This window comes from Streptomyces sp. NK08204, assembly GCF_020400585.1.
GTDB lineage: Bacteria > Actinomycetota > Actinomycetes > Streptomycetales > Streptomycetaceae > Streptomyces.
Genome location: NZ_JAINVF010000009.1, coordinates 116704 through 131695 on the forward strand (window position 1 = coordinate 116704; position 14992 = coordinate 131695).

14 protein-coding genes are annotated in these 14992 nt (G+C 72.1%); 7 read left to right on the top strand and 7 right to left on the bottom strand.

Features of this window, described 5'->3' with window-relative positions; genetic code table 11:
* Positions 1-393 precede the first annotated feature (393 nt).
* From K7G59_RS16550 to K7G59_RS16560, 3 genes are read left to right on the top strand one after another with little or no spacing between them, the layout of a single operon-like run.
* Positions 394-1755: an FtsW/RodA/SpoVE family cell cycle protein gene (locus tag K7G59_RS16550; RefSeq protein WP_225834833.1), complete on the top strand. Its 1362-nt coding sequence runs from the start codon at positions 394-396 to the stop codon at positions 1753-1755.
* A 23-nt stretch (positions 1756-1778) separates the two neighbouring features.
* Complete coding sequence (locus K7G59_RS16555; protein ID WP_225835109.1) at positions 1779-3236, top strand: penicillin-binding transpeptidase domain-containing protein; 1458 nt, start codon at positions 1779-1781, stop codon at positions 3234-3236.
* Between the two features lie 44 nt (positions 3237-3280).
* Positions 3281-3772 (top strand): DUF3291 domain-containing protein, encoded by a 492-nt coding sequence (locus K7G59_RS16560; protein ID WP_225834836.1) that lies wholly within the window; start codon positions 3281-3283, stop codon positions 3770-3772.
* Here K7G59_RS16560 and K7G59_RS16565 read toward each other — a convergent pair.
* Both K7G59_RS16565 and K7G59_RS16570 read right to left on the bottom strand, forming a co-directional pair.
* Positions 3756-4574, bottom strand: a complete 819-nt coding sequence (locus K7G59_RS16565) for a hypothetical protein (protein WP_225835112.1) — start codon at positions 4572-4574, stop codon at positions 3756-3758. The two genes, K7G59_RS16560 and K7G59_RS16565, sit on opposite strands and share 17 nt — an antisense overlap.
* Positions 4575-4610: 36 nt before the next feature.
* Positions 4611-5720: a ferritin-like domain-containing protein gene (locus tag K7G59_RS16570; protein WP_225834837.1), complete on the bottom strand. Its 1110-nt coding sequence runs from the start codon at positions 5718-5720 to the stop codon at positions 4611-4613.
* A gap of 122 nt (positions 5721-5842) precedes the next feature.
* On the opposite strand from K7G59_RS16570, the gene K7G59_RS16575 reads away from it, so the two are divergent.
* From K7G59_RS16575 to K7G59_RS16590, 4 genes are all read left to right on the top strand, one after another.
* Entirely contained in the window at positions 5843-6781 is a 939-nt protein-coding gene (locus tag K7G59_RS16575) for a diiron oxygenase (RefSeq protein WP_225834843.1), read from the top strand.
* Positions 6782-6837: 56 nt separating this feature from the next.
* Positions 6838-7497, top strand: a complete 660-nt coding sequence (locus tag K7G59_RS16580) for a TetR/AcrR family transcriptional regulator (protein WP_225834845.1) — start codon at positions 6838-6840, stop codon at positions 7495-7497.
* Between the two features lie 4 nt (positions 7498-7501).
* Entirely contained in the window at positions 7502-7804 is a 303-nt protein-coding gene (locus K7G59_RS16585) for a hypothetical protein (protein WP_225834851.1), read from the top strand.
* Between the two features lie 112 nt (positions 7805-7916).
* Positions 7917-8984 (top strand): C40 family peptidase, encoded by a 1068-nt coding sequence (locus K7G59_RS16590; RefSeq protein ID WP_225834853.1) that lies wholly within the window; start codon positions 7917-7919, stop codon positions 8982-8984.
* Here the strand turns inward: K7G59_RS16590 and K7G59_RS16595 are convergent.
* Genes K7G59_RS16595 through K7G59_RS16615 form a run of 5 tightly spaced genes read right to left on the bottom strand, consistent with a single transcriptional unit; the run spans position 8957 to position 14862 of the window.
* The gene (locus tag K7G59_RS16595; protein WP_225834855.1) at positions 8957-10213 is read right to left on the bottom strand and encodes a styrene monooxygenase/indole monooxygenase family protein; all 1257 of its coding nucleotides are present in this window, start codon (positions 10211-10213) and stop codon (positions 8957-8959) included. The two genes, K7G59_RS16590 and K7G59_RS16595, sit on opposite strands and share 28 nt — an antisense overlap.
* Positions 10214-10237: 24 nt before the next feature.
* Entirely contained in the window at positions 10238-10873 is a 636-nt protein-coding gene (locus K7G59_RS16600; RefSeq protein WP_225834856.1) for an ATP/GTP-binding protein, read from the bottom strand.
* A complete protein-coding gene (locus K7G59_RS16605; RefSeq protein ID WP_225834858.1) occupies positions 10854-11273 on the bottom strand; it encodes a DUF742 domain-containing protein in 420 nt (139 codons plus the stop codon). The genes K7G59_RS16600 and K7G59_RS16605 overlap by 20 nt, the downstream gene beginning before the upstream one ends.
* Positions 11270-11767, bottom strand: coding sequence for a roadblock/LC7 domain-containing protein (locus K7G59_RS16610; protein ID WP_225834860.1), 498 nt, complete (start codon positions 11765-11767; stop codon positions 11270-11272). The genes K7G59_RS16605 and K7G59_RS16610 overlap by 4 nt, the downstream gene beginning before the upstream one ends.
* Positions 11764-14862: a nitrate- and nitrite sensing domain-containing protein gene (locus K7G59_RS16615; RefSeq protein ID WP_374114240.1), complete on the bottom strand. Its 3099-nt coding sequence runs from the start codon at positions 14860-14862 to the stop codon at positions 11764-11766. Before K7G59_RS16615 ends, K7G59_RS16610 begins: the two co-directional genes overlap by 4 nt.
* Positions 14863-14992 lie beyond the last annotated feature (130 nt).

The following is a 14992-nucleotide window of genomic DNA, read 5'->3' on the forward strand; positions in this document are numbered from 1 at the left end:
CGGCCGGCGCCCCCGTCTCCTCCGCGGCGGTCGCCTCCGCCCCCGCCGCTGCCGACGGCGACCGGGGGGCCGAGGGAGGCGAGGGAGGCGAGGGAGGCGAGGGAGGTGTCCGCCGCCGGGGAGTCGTCACGGCCCCGGGAGGGATGTGACTGCGGGACCGGCCGGACCGGGGGAGCCGGCGGATCCGGTTCGCTCACGAGGGCGGGACCGTCCGGATCTCCTGCGGGACGCCGGCGGCCAGATACGCGGCCACCCGATCCGGTACCTGCTCACGGACGGCGCCCGGGCCTGGGGCCCGGCACGCTTCCCCGACACCGTCGGGCCCGCGCCACGCTGGTGCCGGCACCGGCGGCAAACCGCACGCAAGACGCCCCGTTTGGGTAGGTTCCGGACATGACGAAGGCCGGAACCACCGTGGCGGCGGCACAGGCTCCCGCATCCGCCGTACGCCTCCCCCGGCGCCGTGGCATCGAACTCGCCCTGATCGTGCTGGCCGTCCTGCTGTCCGTGTACGGCTACTGCGCCGTCGGCCTGGCCCGGACCGGCACCGTCCCGCCCGGCGCCGCCGGTTACGGCGCGGGGCTCGGCGTGCTCGCCGTCCTCGCGCATCTCGCCGTCCGCCTCCGCGCACCGTACGCCGACCCGCTGCCGCTGCCGATCGGCGTGCTGCTCAACGGGCTCGGACTGATCCTGATCTACCGGCTGGACCTGGAGACACCGGGTGACCGGGCGGCGCCCGCCCAACTCGTCTGGTCCACCCTCGGGGTGGGTCTGTTCATCGTCGTCGTACTGCTGCTGCGCGACCACCGGGTGCTCCAGCGCTACGCCTACGTCTGCGTGGTCGCCGCGCTCGCCCTGCTCCTGCTGCCGAGCCTCTTCCCGGCGGTCAACGGCGCCCGCATCTGGGTCCGGATCGCCGGGTTCTCCCTCCAGCCGGGCGAGTTCGCGAAGGTGCTGCTGGCGGTGTTCTTCGCCGCCTACCTGGCCGACAACCGCAACGCGCTCGCGTACGCGGGCCGCAAGGTGTGGCGGCTGCAGTTCCCGACCGGGCGGGTGCTCGGCCCCATCGTCACCATCTGGCTGCTGAGCGTCGGCGTGCTGGTGCTGGAGCGGGACCTCGGCACCTCGCTGCTCTTCTTCGGCCTGTTCGTGGTGCTGCTGTACGTCGCCACCGGCCGCACCGGCTGGATCGCGGTGTGCCTGCTGCTCGCCGTGCTCGGCGCGGTCGCGGTCGGCCGGATCGAACCGCATGTGAACGGCCGGATCGAGGACTGGCTGCACCCCTTCGCCACCATCGAGGCCGGGCAGGGACCCAACCAGCTCTCCCAGTCGCTGTTCGCCTTCGCCGCGGGCGGACTCCTCGGCACCGGTCTCGGTCTCGGCCACTCCATCCTCATCGGCTTCGCCACCAAGTCCGACTTCATCCTGGCCACGGCCGGGGAGGAACTCGGTCTCGCCGGCCTCGCGGCGCTCTTCCTGCTGTACGCCCTGCTCGTGGAGCGCGGTTACCGGGCGGGTCTCGCCCTGCGCGAGCCCTTCGGCCGGCTCCTCGCGGTCGGCCTCGCCTCGATCGTGGCGCTCCAGGTGTTCGTGATCGCGGGCGGGGTCACCGGCCTCATCCCGCTGACCGGCATGGCGATGCCGTTCCTCGCCCAGGGCGGCTCCTCGGTCGTCACCAACTGGGCGATCGTGGCGCTGCTGATCCGGGTGAGCGACTCGGCACGCAGCCAGTACGACGGAGAGGCGGCCCCGTGACCGAGTACGCCGGCGGGCGGCCCATGACCCGGTACATCCGGCGCGCGTCCGCGTTCTGCGCCCTGCTGCTCATGGCCCTGCTGGTCAACGCCGCCCGCGTGCAGGTCGTCCAGTCCGGCGCCTACGACGGCAACCCGGCCAACCGCCGGGCCGCGATCGCCCGGTACCAGCAGCCGCGCGGCGACATCCTGGTCGGGGGCGCGCCGGTCACCGGCTCCATGGACACCGGCGAGCAGCTGCGCTACGAACGCACCTACCGTGACGGCCCGTTGTACGCACCGGTCACCGGCTTCGCCTCACAGCTGTACGGCACCGCGCTCCTGGAGCACGCGGCGGACGAGGTGCTGACCGGCACCGACCCGATGCTGTCGCCGTTCCCGCTGTGGCACGACGTGACGCGCGGCCAGAGCCGGGCCGGCGATGTCGTGACGACACTGAACCGGGCCGCGCAGCAGGCGGCGTACAAGGGGCTCGCCGGGCGCAAGGGCGCGGTGGCCGCGATCGAGCCTGCCACGGGCCGGGTGCTGGCGCTGGTGTCGAGCCCGTCGTACGACCCGGCCCTGCTGTCCGGCAACGGGGAGGCGGTGGCGTCGGCGTGGGCGCGGCTCAACCACGACCCGGACAAGCCGATGCTCAACCGGGCGGTGCGGCAGACCTATCCGCCGGGTTCGACGTTCAAGGTGGTCACCGCGGCGGCGGCGCTGGACGCGGGGACGGTAACGGACCTGGACGCGCCCACCCGCTCCCCCGACCCCTACCGGCTGCCCGGCACCACGACCTGGCTGACCAACGAGGGGGACGGCTGCGCGGACGCGTCGCTGCGCGAGGCCTTCGAGTGGTCCTGCAACACGGTGTTCGCCAAGCTGGGCGTGGACGTCGGGGTGAACGGCATGTCGGCCACGGCGCGGGCCTTCGGCTTCAACGACAGCGAACTGCGCATCCCCTTCTCGGTCGCCCGGAGCACCTTCGACACGCACGTGGACAGGGCGCAGCTGGCGCTGTCCTCGATCGGCCAGTACAACACGCGGGCCACGCCGCTGCAGATGGCGATGGTCGCGGCGGCCGTCGCCAACGGCGGGCAGCTGCACCCGCCGTACCTGGTGGAGCGGACGGTCCGGCACAGCGGCGAGACGGTCTCCGGGAGCGGCGCACACCCGGTGCAGCAGGTGATGCGGCCGTCGACGGCGGTACAGCTGAAGGAGCTGATGGCAGACGTGGTCCGGGAGGGCACCGGCACCAACGCGGCGATCCCGGGCGCCGTCGTCGGCGGGAAGACCGGCACCGCCCAGCACGGGGTCGGCAACTCCGGCGTGCCGTACGCCTGGTTCGTCTCCTGGGGGCAGGCCGACAACGAGATGGAGCCGCGGGTGGCGGTCGCGGTGGTCGTGGAGGACGCCTCGGCGGACCGCGGCGAGATCAGCGGCGGCGGGGACGCGGCGCCGATCGCGCGGAATGTCATGCGGGCGGTTCTCGGACTGTGAGATAGGGAGTACCGAAGGCCGGGCGACCGGCTTACCGTGCGGCCATGACGAATCAGACACCCGCGTACGAACTCGCCCAGGTCAACATCGCCCGGCTCAAGCACCCCCTGGACTCCCCCCAGCTGAAGGACTTCGTCGACAACCTCGACCCGGTGAACGCGGTGGCGGACGTCTCCGACGGGTTCGTGTGGCGGCTGCAGAACGACTCCGGCAACGCCACCGACATCCCGGTCCTCGGCGACGAGTGGCTGATCGTCAACATGTCGGTGTGGCGGGACACGAACGCGCTCACCGCGTTCATGTACCAGGGGCTGCACCGGGAGCTGCTGGCCCGGCGCCGGGAGTTCTTCGAGCGGCTGGAGGAGGCGGTCACCGCGTTGTGGTGGGTGCCGGCCGGCCACCGGCCGACGGTCGCCGAGGCGGAGGAACGGCTGCTGCATCTGAGGGCGCACGGCCCGACGCCGTACGCCTTCTCGCTGCGGACGTCGTTCCCGCCCGGGGCCGCCGATGCGGTGGAGGTCAGCCGACCGGCCTGAGCATCTCGGCGCGGATCTCGAGGGTGTGCCGGGCGGCGGCGTGGAGGTCCACGTCGGTGGGTGCGTTCCGCGTCAGGTCGACCTCGCCGACGATGGCCGCCGTGTTGCCGTCCGACCAGGCGCACGCCGGGTAGTGGACGGTGACGAGGCCCCGCTTCTGGGTGAGCACCTCACAGCTGATCCTGACGTCGGCGCCGGGCGGGGTGACGTCCTGTGCGGGCTCGTCGACCGTCACGCCCTCGGCCCCGGCGGCGCCCCTGAGCATGCTGCGCCGGACGTCGTCCTGGTTCTTGAACCGCCCGTACATGCCCGACACCAGCAGTGAGCCCTTGGAACCGTCGCCGCCCGGGCTGTAGCGGCCGACCACGGCGTGGACGTCCCTGGCGTCCCAGGCGCCGTCGGCCTCGTCCTCGACCTTCTGCCCCGCGGTGTCGGAGAGGTCCTCGGCGAGGGTGTACGTGCCGCCCAGCAGTTGCTGCGGCAGGGTCAGCCGGTTCTTCGCCGCGGGGAAGCCGCTGTCGATCAACACCCCGAGGAGCACCAGCCCGGCGACGCCGAGGCCGACGACCCCGCCCACGATGCCGAGCACCAGCCCGATCCGGCGCCGCTTCGGGGGCGGGCCCATGGGCGGCATGCCCCAGCCCGGGTACGGCTGCGGCGGGTACGGCTGCGGCGGGTACGGCTGGGGGCCGCCGTAGGGCTGCTGCTGGGGGTACGGGTGCTGCTGCGGGTGCGGTGGGCCGTACGGGCCGGGCGCCTGCGGAGGCTGCTGGGCGTACGGGGACTGCGGCGGGGGAGGCATGGACACGCCAGCACCGTACTCCCCGCCCCGGCAGCGTCAGTCGCCGGATGCCCCCGTCTCGATCGCCTCCTCGACCTCGGCCACCCGCTCGCGCTCCTCCACGGCGAACCGCTGGGCGTCCAGCCGCTCGGCGATCTCCTCGTCCTGGGCCATCAGCAGGTCCAGGTCGGAGTCCCCCAACTCCAGGACGCCCATGTCGACATAGGCCTGCTGCAGCCGCTCGCCCCACAGGCCGATGTCCTTGACGCAGGGCACGATCCGGCTGAACAGCAGCTTGCGGAACAGCCGGAGGAACTCGGAGCGTTCGCTCAGCGCCTCCGCCTCGGCCTTCGGTATACCGAAGTTCTCCAGGACCTCCACCCCGCGCAGCCGGTCCCGCATCAGGTAGCAGCCCTCGATGACGAACTCCTCGCGCTCGCGGAGTTCGGCGTCGGTGAGCTGCTTGTAGTAGTCGCGCAGCGCCATGCGCCCGAAGGCCACGTGCCGGGCCTCGTCCTGCATGACGTAGGCCAGGATCTGCTTGGGCAGGGGCTTGTTCGTGGTGTCCCGGATCATGCCGAAGGCGGCCAGCGCCAGCCCCTCGATGAGCACCTGCATGCCCAGGTAGGGCATGTCCCAGCGGCTGTCGCGCAGGGTGTCGCCGAGGAGGGCCTGGAGGTTGTCGTTGATCGGGTAGACCATTCCGATCTTCTCGTGCAGGAACCGGGCGTAGATCTCGGCGTGCCGGGCCTCGTCCATGGTCTGGGTCGCCGAGTAGAACTTGGCGTCCATGTCGGGCGCGGACTCCACGATCCGCGCGGCGCAGATCATCGCCCCCTGCTCACCGTGCAGGAACTGGCTGAACTGCCAGGAGGCGTAGTGCTGCCGCAGCTCGCCCTTGTCCCGCTCGGTCATCTTCGCCCAGTACGGGGTGCCGTAGAGGCTCATCGCCTCTTCCGGGGTGCCGAGCGGGTCGGACGGGTCGACCTCCAGGTCCCAGTCGATGCGCTTCTGGCCGTCCCACTGCTTGTCCTTGCCCTTCTGATACAGCGCGAGGAGCCGGTCACGGCCGTCGTCGTACTCCCAGCTGAACCTGGCGGACCCGCTTGCGGGCACCTGCCAGTGCGGTTCTGGGGGGTTGTTGGCGTACAGGTCGAAGGTCGGCATACCCGGCAGGGTCACACGTAGACCGCAAGTCAACAAGTCGCACCCAAGGGATTGACGGTCTTGCTGACAGGCAGTCTCATAAGAGGCGGACGACGTACCCCGGGTAACGATGTGAGGGAGCCATGACGACCCTGACGGAAGCCGACGCGCTGGACGGCCTGCGCGACGCGCTCGGCCTGCTCAAGGACCGGGAGCAGGTGGCCGAACGGCTGCTCGTTTCCTCCGCCAAGCACTCCTTCGACCCGGACAAGGAGCTGGACTGGGACGCCCCCTTCGAGGAGGGCAAGTGGTTCTGGCCACCGGAGCTGGTGTCGCTCTACGACACACCGATGTGGAAGCGGATGAGCGAGGAGCAGCGGATCCTGCTCTCCCAGCACGAGGCCGCGGCACTCGCGTCGCTCGGCATCTGGTTCGAGATCATCCTCATGCAGCTGCTGGTCCGGCACATCTACGACAAGGCGGCGACGAGCGCGCACGTGCGCTACGCGCTCACCGAGATCGAGGACGAGTGCCGGCACTCCAAGATGTTCGCCCGGCTCATCTCCCACGGCGGCACCCCGTGGTACCCGGTCAGCCGCGCCCACCAGAACCTCGGCCGCCTGTTCAAGACGATCTCCACCACACCGGGCTCCTTCACCGCCACGCTGCTCGGCGAGGAGGTCCTGGACTGGATGCAGCGGCTGACCTTCCCGGACGAGCGGGTGCAGCCCCTGATCCGCGGCGTCACGCGCATCCACGTGGTGGAGGAGGCGCGGCACGTCCGGTACGCCCGCGAGGAGCTGCGCCGCCAGATGCTCACCGCGCCGAAGTGGTCCCAGGAGTTCACCCGGGTCACCTCCGGCGAGTTCGCCCGCGTCTTCTCCGTCGCCTTCGTCAACCCCGAGGTGTACACCAACGTCGGCCTCGACAAGCGGCAGGCCATGGCCCAGGTGAAGGCGAGCGGCCATCGCCGGGAGGTCATGCAGACGGGGGCCAAGCGGCTCACCGACTTCCTGGACGACATCGGGGTGCTGCGGGGGGTCGGCAGGCGGCTGTGGAAGTCGTCGGGGCTGCTCGCCTAGGCCGGGGCGTGACGGCCGCTGCGCGGCTTCTTCACCGTCCGATTACGCTGCGGGGCATGACGCCCCAGGCCGCCACCCCCGCCTACCGCCGGCTCAGCGTCGAGGAGCGGCGTCGCCAGCTCCTCGAGGCCGCCCTCACCCTCTTCGCGCACCGCGCGCCCGAGGACGTGTCGCTGGACGACGTGGCGGAGGCGGCCGGAGTCTCCCGGCCGCTGGTGTACCGGTACTTCCCCGGCGGCAAGCAGCAGCTGTACGAGGCCGCGCTGGGGTCGGCCGCCGAGGAACTCACGCGCTGCTTCGACGAGCCCCGCCAGGGCCCTCCGCTGCCCCGTCTGTCGCGCGTCCTCGACCGCTATCTGGCCTTCGTGGACGGGCACGCCACCGGGTTCAGCGCGCTGCTCCAGGGCGGCAGCGTGGTGGAGACCTCCAGCACGACGGCCACCGTGGACGAAGTGCGCCGCGCCGCCGCACGGCACGTCATCGCCCACCTCGGCGTCACGGACCCGGGTCCGCGGCTGCGCATGACCGTCCGGACGTGGATCACGGCCGTGGAGGCGGCCTCGCTGATCTGGCTGGACGAGGACAAGCAGCCCCCGGCGGAGGAGCTGCGCGAGTGGCTGGTCGAGCAGTTCGTGGCGGTCCTCACGGTCACCGCGGGACGCGACCCGCAGACGGCCGCCGTCGTCGCCGCCCTCGCCGCCGATGGCCGAGACTGAGGGCGTGAAGAGTCAGGACACCCCCTTCGAGGGCGGCCCCATGGACGGGCGCGTGCTGCCCGTACTGGTCGGCCCGACCGGTCACCCCCCGAAGACCTACCGCATCCCCGTCCCGGACGCGGCAGGCGGCCCGCCCACCGTGCTCGTCTACCGGCGCGTGCCGCGCGGACACAGCAGGAGGCTGGGCCTGCCGCAGGGGTGGAAGTACCGGTACGACCCCGAGGGCCCGCCGCGCGACCGGGTGAGGTGGCCCTGGTCGAAGCCAGACGCCACGCCGCCGCGCAAGCCGGACGACGCCGACGGGTGACACGGTTGCGCCGAACCGCGCACACTCGGCGCGCGCCCCGCGCCGACGCGTTCGATCCTCGCGGTGCGGAGACAGGTGGACGGTCCGCCTGCCCCGTACCGGAGGTGATGACGTGTCAGGAGTGCTTCCACGCCTGGTCTGCACGACGGTGCTGGCCGCCCAGGCCGTCCTCGTGCCCGCACCGGCCGCGGCCGCTCCCGAACCGCAGCGGTCGGTCGCCCAGCTGCTGACGGACCTTCAGCAGCTCTACCGCAAGAGCGAGTCGGCCACCGAGGCCTACAACGCCACCACGGAGAAGCTCAAGCGGCAGCGCGCCGAGGTGACCCGTCTGGACGGCGAGCTGGCCCGCGCCCGCCTGTCCCTCCAGGACAGCCGCACCGACGCCGGCCGGCTGGCCCGGCAGCAGTATCAGAACAGCAGCGGCCTGTCCCCCTACGTCCGGCTGCTCCTCGCCCGTGACCCCCAGTACGCGCTGGACGAGGGCCACGTCATCGGCCGGCTCGCCCGTGAGCGCTCCGAGACGGTCCGGCGGCTCACCGGCGCGGAGCACAAGCGGAACGCGCTGGCGCGGGCGGCCCGCGAGGCGCTGGACACCCGGCTCAGCCTCGCCGACAAGCAGCAGAAGCAGCGCGACGACGTCCGCGCCAAGCTGGCCGGTGTCGAACGCCTGCTGGCCTCCCTCACCCCTGCCCAGCTCAGCGCCGTCGCCCGGCTGGAACAGCAGATGGCCGCCGCGGCCCAGCAGCAGCTCGTCACGTCCGGCGCCCTGGGCGACACCGCCCGCCCCGCGTCCGCCGGAGGCGCCCGCGCGGTGCGCTACGCCCTGGACCAGCTCGGCAAGCCGTACGAGTGGGGCGCCGCGGGCCCGGAGACCTACGACTGCTCGGGCCTCACCTCGGTGGCGTGGGCCCACGCGGGCACCCCGATCCCGCGCACCAGCCAGGAGCAGTGGGCCCGGCTGAGGAGGATTCCCCTGAGCAAGCTGCGCCCCGGTGACCTGGTCCTCTACTTCCCGGAGGCGACGCACGTCGCGATGTACCTGGGGTACGGCAAGGTCGTACAGGCACCCAGAACCGGTGAGAGGGTGCGGGTCTCACCGCTGGCTTCCTACCCGGTCCTCGGTGCCGTACGTCCGGACGGTGACTCCCCTGGTCAGGCTCCGGCCACCGAAGTCAGGTAGGCCCCGGTCTTCTCCGGGTCGTAGAAGAAGTTCTCGAAGTCCGCCGGTGCGTTGAACGCGTTGGCGAAGCGGTCGGCGACCGGCTGGAGCTGACCCGCCGCGCCGATGAGGTTCAGGATGTGCTCCGGCGGGGGCATCAGCATGGCGTTCGTCCACTTGGTGACATGCCGGGCCGTGTCGTCCCAGAACCGGTCGAACGTGGCCTGCATCCACTCCTCGTCGAACGGCTTGTCCCCGTGCTCCAGGATCGAGGCGAGGTAGGCGGCGGCGCACTTGGCCGCCGTGTTGGCGCCCTGTCCGGTGATCGGGTCGTTGGCGACGACCACGTCGGCGACGCCCAGGACCAGTCCGCCGCCGGGCAGCCGGCCGACGGGGTTGCGCACGGTCGGCGTGTAACGGCCGGCCAGCGTGCCGCGTGAGTCGGTCAGTTCGGCCTTCGTGGCGCGCGCGTACTCCCAGGGCGTGAACCTCTTCATGAGTTCCAGGGTCAGCACGAGGTGCTCGGCCGGATCCTTGACGCCGTTGAAGACATCGAGCGGGCCGCCGGGTATGCCCTCCCAGAACAGGATGTCGGCACGGCCGGAGAGGGTGAGCGTCGGCATGACGAACAGTTCACCGACGCCGGGGACGAGGTTGCAGCGCACCGCGTCGAACTCCGGGTGTTCCGGGCGCGGGGCGAGTCCGTGCACATACGCCACCGCGAGGGCGCGCTGCGGCTCGCTGTACGGGGAGCGCTCGGGGTCGCGGGTGAACATCGACACCAGTTCGCCCCTGCCGGCCGCGACCAGGACGAGGTCGTAGGCACGGGAGAAGTAGTCGAGGTCACCGACGGCCGCGCCGTGGATGACCACCCGGCCGCCGCGCTCGGCAAAGGCATCCATCCAGCCGGCCATCTTGACCCGCTGGTCGACCGACTGCGCGTACCCGTCGAGCCTGCCCACCCAGTCGATCGCGCGCTGGGTGGGTCCCGGGTCGTGCGAGCCGGGGGCTGCGACCGAGACGCCGAGTCCTTCGGTCTTCGGGGCCTGGGACTCCCAGAAGTTCAGCTGGAGGTCGCGCTCGTGCCCCAGTGCCGTGTCGAACATGCACTGCGTCGACATGACCCGGCCGGAACGGATCTCGTCCGCGGTCCGGTTCGACATCAGGGTGACCTCGTAGCCGTGCGACTGCAGGCCGAGGGCGAGCTGGAGTCCGGACTGGCCGGCCCCTACGACGAGTATCTTCCGCATGCGAGTGGGGCTCCTAACGGGGACTTACTCGGGGGTTTCGTCGAGCGCGTGACCCACCAGGGCCAGGAGGGTCTCGATGACCGAGATCCGGCGCCGCGCGTCCATGATCATGACAGGGATGTGCGCGGGGATCGTCAACGCCTCCCGCACGTCCTCGGGCTCGAACACCTCGCTGTCGTCGAAGTGGTTCACCGCGACGACGTACGGCAGTCCGCAGCTCTCGAAATAGTCCAGTGCCGGGAAGCAGTCCTTCAGGCGGCGGGTGTCGGCCAGCACGACGGCGCCGATCGCGCCGCGCACCAGGTCGTCCCACATGAACCAGAACCGCGGCTGGCCGGGTGTGCCGAACAGGTAGAGCACCAGGTCGTCGTCGAGCGTGATGCGGCCGAAGTCCATGGCCACGGTCGTGGTCAGCTTGCCCGGCGTGGCCGACAGGTCGTCGGTGTCCTCGCTCGCCTCGGTCATCAGCGCCTCGGTCTGCAGCGGGGTGATCTCCGAGACTGCGGTGACCAGGGTCGTCTTGCCGACGCCGAAGCCGCCCGCCACGACTATCTTCGTCGCGACGGGGGCACGCGTGCGGTCCGTCTGCCACGGCTGCAGGGGCCCCTCGTCGTCGAGGAGCGGGGTGACGCCGGTGACGTCAGAGACGGCGAAGTCCACTCAGCACCCTTTCCAGCAGAGCGCGCTCCGGGCGGCCGGTGCCGTGACCGGTTCCGGTGCCGTACACATGGATCTTTCCCTGGTCCGCGAGGTCGCTCAGGAGCACGCGGACCACGCCGAGCGGCATCTTCAGCAGCGCGGCGATCTCGGCCACCGTGCGCATACGGCGGCACAGTTCGACGATGGCCCGCATCTCCGGCATGACCCGGGTGTGGAGGGAGCCGTTCGTCAGTTCCTTGCGCTCCTCCGGGGCTTCGAGGGCCGCGGTGCTGGCCACGAACGTCTCCACGAGGAGGACGTGGCCGAAGCGGGTACGGCCGCCGGTGAGCGAGTAGGGGCGTACGCGGGCGGCTTTCCGGTCGCTGCCGCGCACGGGGAGTTTTCCGGGTGCGCCGCTCATCGGGTGCTCCCGGCCGACTCGGCCTCCAGGGACCTGCGCAGTTCGGTGCGGAGTTCGGGGGTCAGGACGTGGCCGGCGCGGCCGACGAACAGCGCCATGTGGTACGAGACCACGCTCATGTCGCACTCCGCGGAGCCGTGCACGCCCAGCAGTGAGCCGTCGCTGATCGACATCACGAAGAGGCTGCCCTCCTCCATGGCGATCATGGTGTGCTTGACCGCGCCGAACGCCAGCAGCTTGGCGGCGCCCACGGTGAGGCTGCCGATGCCGGAGACGATGGTGGCGAGGTCGGCGGAGGAGCCGCGGGGGCCTTTCGCCGTGCGGATCTCGCGGGACGCGGCCGTGTGGCCGGGGTCGGAGGAGAGGAGCAACAAGCCGTCCGAGGAGACCACGGCGACGGACTGGATGCCGGGTACCTCCTCGACCAGGTTCGTCAGCAGCCAGTGCAGGTTGCGGGCTTCACTACTCAGTCCGTAGGTGCTGGGCGCGGTCAACTGCTTGCCTCCTCGGCTGTGCCCCCCGTGGTGTCTTCTCTCCGTGCTGCGAGCCGTGCGATCTCGGTCTCCACGTCGCGGTAGCCGGCCTGTGCGCCGCTGCGGAAGCCTCCTAGCCTGCGGCGCAGGGCCTCTGCGTCCACGCTCGCGCTGCGTTGACGGGGTGGGGTGGTGGGGGTGGTGATCTTGGGGGTGCGCTTGGGGAGACCCTTGGCCGTCACGGCCTCGCCGTCGGCGACTGCGCGTTCACGGACCGGCGACTGCGGCGCGGGCCCCTGGGCGACGACCCTCGTCGCCAAGTCCGGCGCGGGGTGCGCCGCGGTGCCGTGTGCGCTGCCGTGCACGGAGTCCGCCGCGGTGTCCCGCACGGAGTCCGCCGCAGTGTCCCGCGCAGGGTCCGCCGCAGCGCCGTGCGCGGAGTCCGCCGCAGTGTCCTGCGCGGTGTCCGTCGCAGCGTCCCGCACGGAGTCCGCCGCAGCGCCGTGCACGGAGTCCACCGCAGTGCCCCGCACGGAGCCCGCCGCAGCGTCCTGCGCGGGGTCCGTCGCAGCGCCGTGTGCGCTGCCCTGCACGGAGTCCGCCGCGGTGCCCCGCAAGGAGTCCGTCGCGGCGTCCGACATGGAGTCCGCCGCAGCGCCGTGCACGGAGTCCGCCGCAGCGTCCCGCGCGGGGTCCGTCGCAGCGCCGTGTGCGCTGCCCTGCACGGAGTCCGTCGCGGCGTCCGACATGGAGTCCGCGGTGGTCGTCGCGGTGTCCTGCGCCAGGTCCGGGAGCAGCAGTTCCAGCGTCGTTTCGGCGATGCGCTCGGGGAAGGGGTCCGTCGGCTCCTTCGGGCGGGCGGGGGATTCCTCCTCGGCCGGCTGCTCCGTGGCCTGCGCGCGCGCGTGGGTATCCGTGTCCTCCGGCTCCTCCGCCTCGCGGGCCGCCCGTTCCGCCAGGCTCACCAGCGGGTCGGGGTCCTTGGCGCGGGCCTGCAGGACGTTCGAGTTGGCCTCGGCCTCGGCGCCGGGCAAGGAGAGGGTGTCGACGCCGGTGGAGGTGGGGACGGCGGGAGCCGGCGGGGCCTCGGTGAGGAGCTGACCGGGCAGGACCGCGACCGCGGCGATGCCGCCCTGCTTCTGCTCCCGCAGCTGGACACGGACGCCGTGCCGGTGGGCCAGGCGGGCCACGACGTACAGGCCGAGGCCGAGACCGGTCTCGCCCTCCTGGTCGTAGGACGCGTCGGGGTCGAAGTCGGCCAGGCGGGCGTTGAGGCGCGCCAGGCGGTCGGCGGCCATGCCGATGCCGCCGTCCTGCACCGAGAGCATCACCTCGCCGCTCTCCAGCAGCCAGCCGGAGACCTCGACGGACAGGTCCGGCGGGGAGAACGAGGTGGCGTTCTCCATGAGTTCGGCCAGCAGGTGGGAGAGGTCGTCCGCCGCGAAGCCCGCCACGCGCGCGTGCGGGGGCAGGGCGGCGATGCGGACGCGTTCGTAGCGTTCGATCTCGCTGACCGCCGCGCGGACGACGTCGACCAGCGGGACCGGAGCGTGGTGCTGCTGGACGTGCTCGGTACCGGCGAGGACCAGGAGGTTCTCGCTGTGCCGGCGCATGACCGTGGCGAAGTGGTCGAGCTTGAAGAGGGTGGCGAGGCGCTCGGGGTCCTGTTCGCGTTCCTCCAGCCCCTCGATGACCGCGAGCTGGCGTTCGACCAGGCCGAGGGTGCGCAGCGCGAGGTTGACGAAGGTGGTGCCGATGCTGGTGCGCAGCCGCTCCAACTGGGCAGCGGAAGCGTCGAGTTCCGCACGCAGTTCCTCGCGTGCGTCGGCCATCTTCTGGCGCTGGCCGACCAGGTGCTTGCGGTCGGTCTCCAGGGTGCCGACCCGCTCGTGCAGGGCGCCGGCCTGCTCGCGCAGCGTGACGGCGTGCGCGTGCAGGGCGTTGACGGAGCGGACGACCTGGGCGAACTCGTCGTTGCGGCCGGTGAAGGCGATCGGTTCCTGAGCCGCCGGGTCCTCCGACTCGGCCAGCCGGGCGGAGCCCCGGCGCAGGACCGACAGGGGGCGGGTGAGGGTGCGGGCCATGGCCGCCGCGATGCCCACGGCGACCAGCATCAGGACACCGAGGACGGCGATGCGGATCTCCAGGGCGGTCACATCGTCGTCGCGCAGTCCCGCGAGGTCCTTGGTGCGGTGGTCGTAGAGCGCGGACTCGGCGCCCCGCATCAGGTCCACGCGGGCGGACAGGGCCGCGTCCAGCTTCTTGGTGTCGGTCGTCAGCTCGCTGTCGGCGAGGGTGGACTGGTCGGTGAGCGCGGCCAGGTACTTCTCGGCGGAGTTGACCTCCGGCCCGGTGACCGTGGAGTCGTAGGAGTCGACGGCCTTGCGGGGCGCGCTGTCGTGGAAGTCGGCGAGGGCGGCGTCGGCACGCAGACGGGCCTGCTGGGCGGCGGCGGTGAGCGCGTCGCGCTGCTTGCGGTCGGACGCGGTCGTGGTGGAGACCGTGGTGGCCAGACCGGTGACGGGATTGATCACCGTCCGGGTGCCGGCCGGGGTGTTGAGCGCGGCCAGCAGCAGACCGCGGACGGCGGCGGACTGCTCGACGGCGACGTCGAGCCGGGCCAGGGCGTGGGAGCCGGAGCCGGCCCGCGGGGGCATCCGGTCGGCGAGGTCCTCGGCGAGCCGGTGCAGTTCGGCGATCGTGGCGGAGTAGGCCCGGTGGGTCTGGAGCGCGTTGGTCCTGCCGGTGAGCGCGGCGTGCCGGACGGTGGCGATGCCGTCGAGGTCGCCGCGCAGCCAGGCCGGGATGTCGGCGTCGGCGCGCAGGTCCTCGACCTGGCGGTCGACGCGGGCGCTGCGCTCCTCGGAGGGCGCCTTGGCCTTGGGGCGGCCGGCCGCGACGTAGGAGGTGACCTCGTCGCGCTCGTCGGCCAGGGAGTGGGCGAGGGAGAGCGCGTCCTGGGTGCGGGTGGCCAGGGTCACCAGGTCCTGGGAGTCGCTGACGTCCTGGGAGGCCGTGAGCAGCGCGGGCGCTCCGGCTCCGGCGATGGCGGCGGCCACCACGGCGACGGCGACGATCAGCCGGGTGCGCACATGCGTGGGTCGGCCGGTGCCCACGGGGCTCTGTCCGCCAGCCCCCACGGGGGTCTGCCTGCCTGTGCGCCGAGGCCGCTTCTTCTGCACCGGTGCTCGCAATCCTGAACTCGTCTACCCAAGGGCCCGGGTGGCGCCCCGTCATATCGGTGCC

What these genes read in the sequence shown, in the direction of transcription:
- K7G59_RS16575 (WP_225834843.1), top strand. Translation starts at nt 5,843, where the DNA reads ATGACGACCCTGACGGAAGCCGACGCGCTGGACGGCCTGCGCGACGCG.
- K7G59_RS16555 (WP_225835109.1), top strand. Translation starts at nt 1,779, where the DNA reads ATGACCCGGTACATCCGGCGCGCGTCCGCGTTCTGCGCCCTGCTGCTC.
- K7G59_RS16550 (WP_225834833.1), top strand. Translation starts at nt 394, where the DNA reads ATGACGAAGGCCGGAACCACCGTGGCGGCGGCACAGGCTCCCGCATCC.
- K7G59_RS16605 (WP_225834858.1), bottom strand. Translation starts at nt 11,273, where the DNA reads ATGAGCGGCGCACCCGGAAAACTCCCCGTGCGCGGCAGCGACCGGAAA.
- K7G59_RS16565 (WP_225835112.1), bottom strand. Translation starts at nt 4,574, where the DNA reads ATGCCTCCCCCGCCGCAGTCCCCGTACGCCCAGCAGCCTCCGCAGGCG.
- K7G59_RS16560 (WP_225834836.1), top strand. Translation starts at nt 3,281, where the DNA reads ATGACGAATCAGACACCCGCGTACGAACTCGCCCAGGTCAACATCGCC.
- K7G59_RS16595 (WP_225834855.1), bottom strand. Translation starts at nt 10,213, where the DNA reads ATGCGGAAGATACTCGTCGTAGGGGCCGGCCAGTCCGGACTCCAGCTC.
- K7G59_RS16580 (WP_225834845.1), top strand. Translation starts at nt 6,838, where the DNA reads ATGACGCCCCAGGCCGCCACCCCCGCCTACCGCCGGCTCAGCGTCGAG.
- K7G59_RS16570 (WP_225834837.1), bottom strand. Translation starts at nt 5,720, where the DNA reads ATGCCGACCTTCGACCTGTACGCCAACAACCCCCCAGAACCGCACTGG.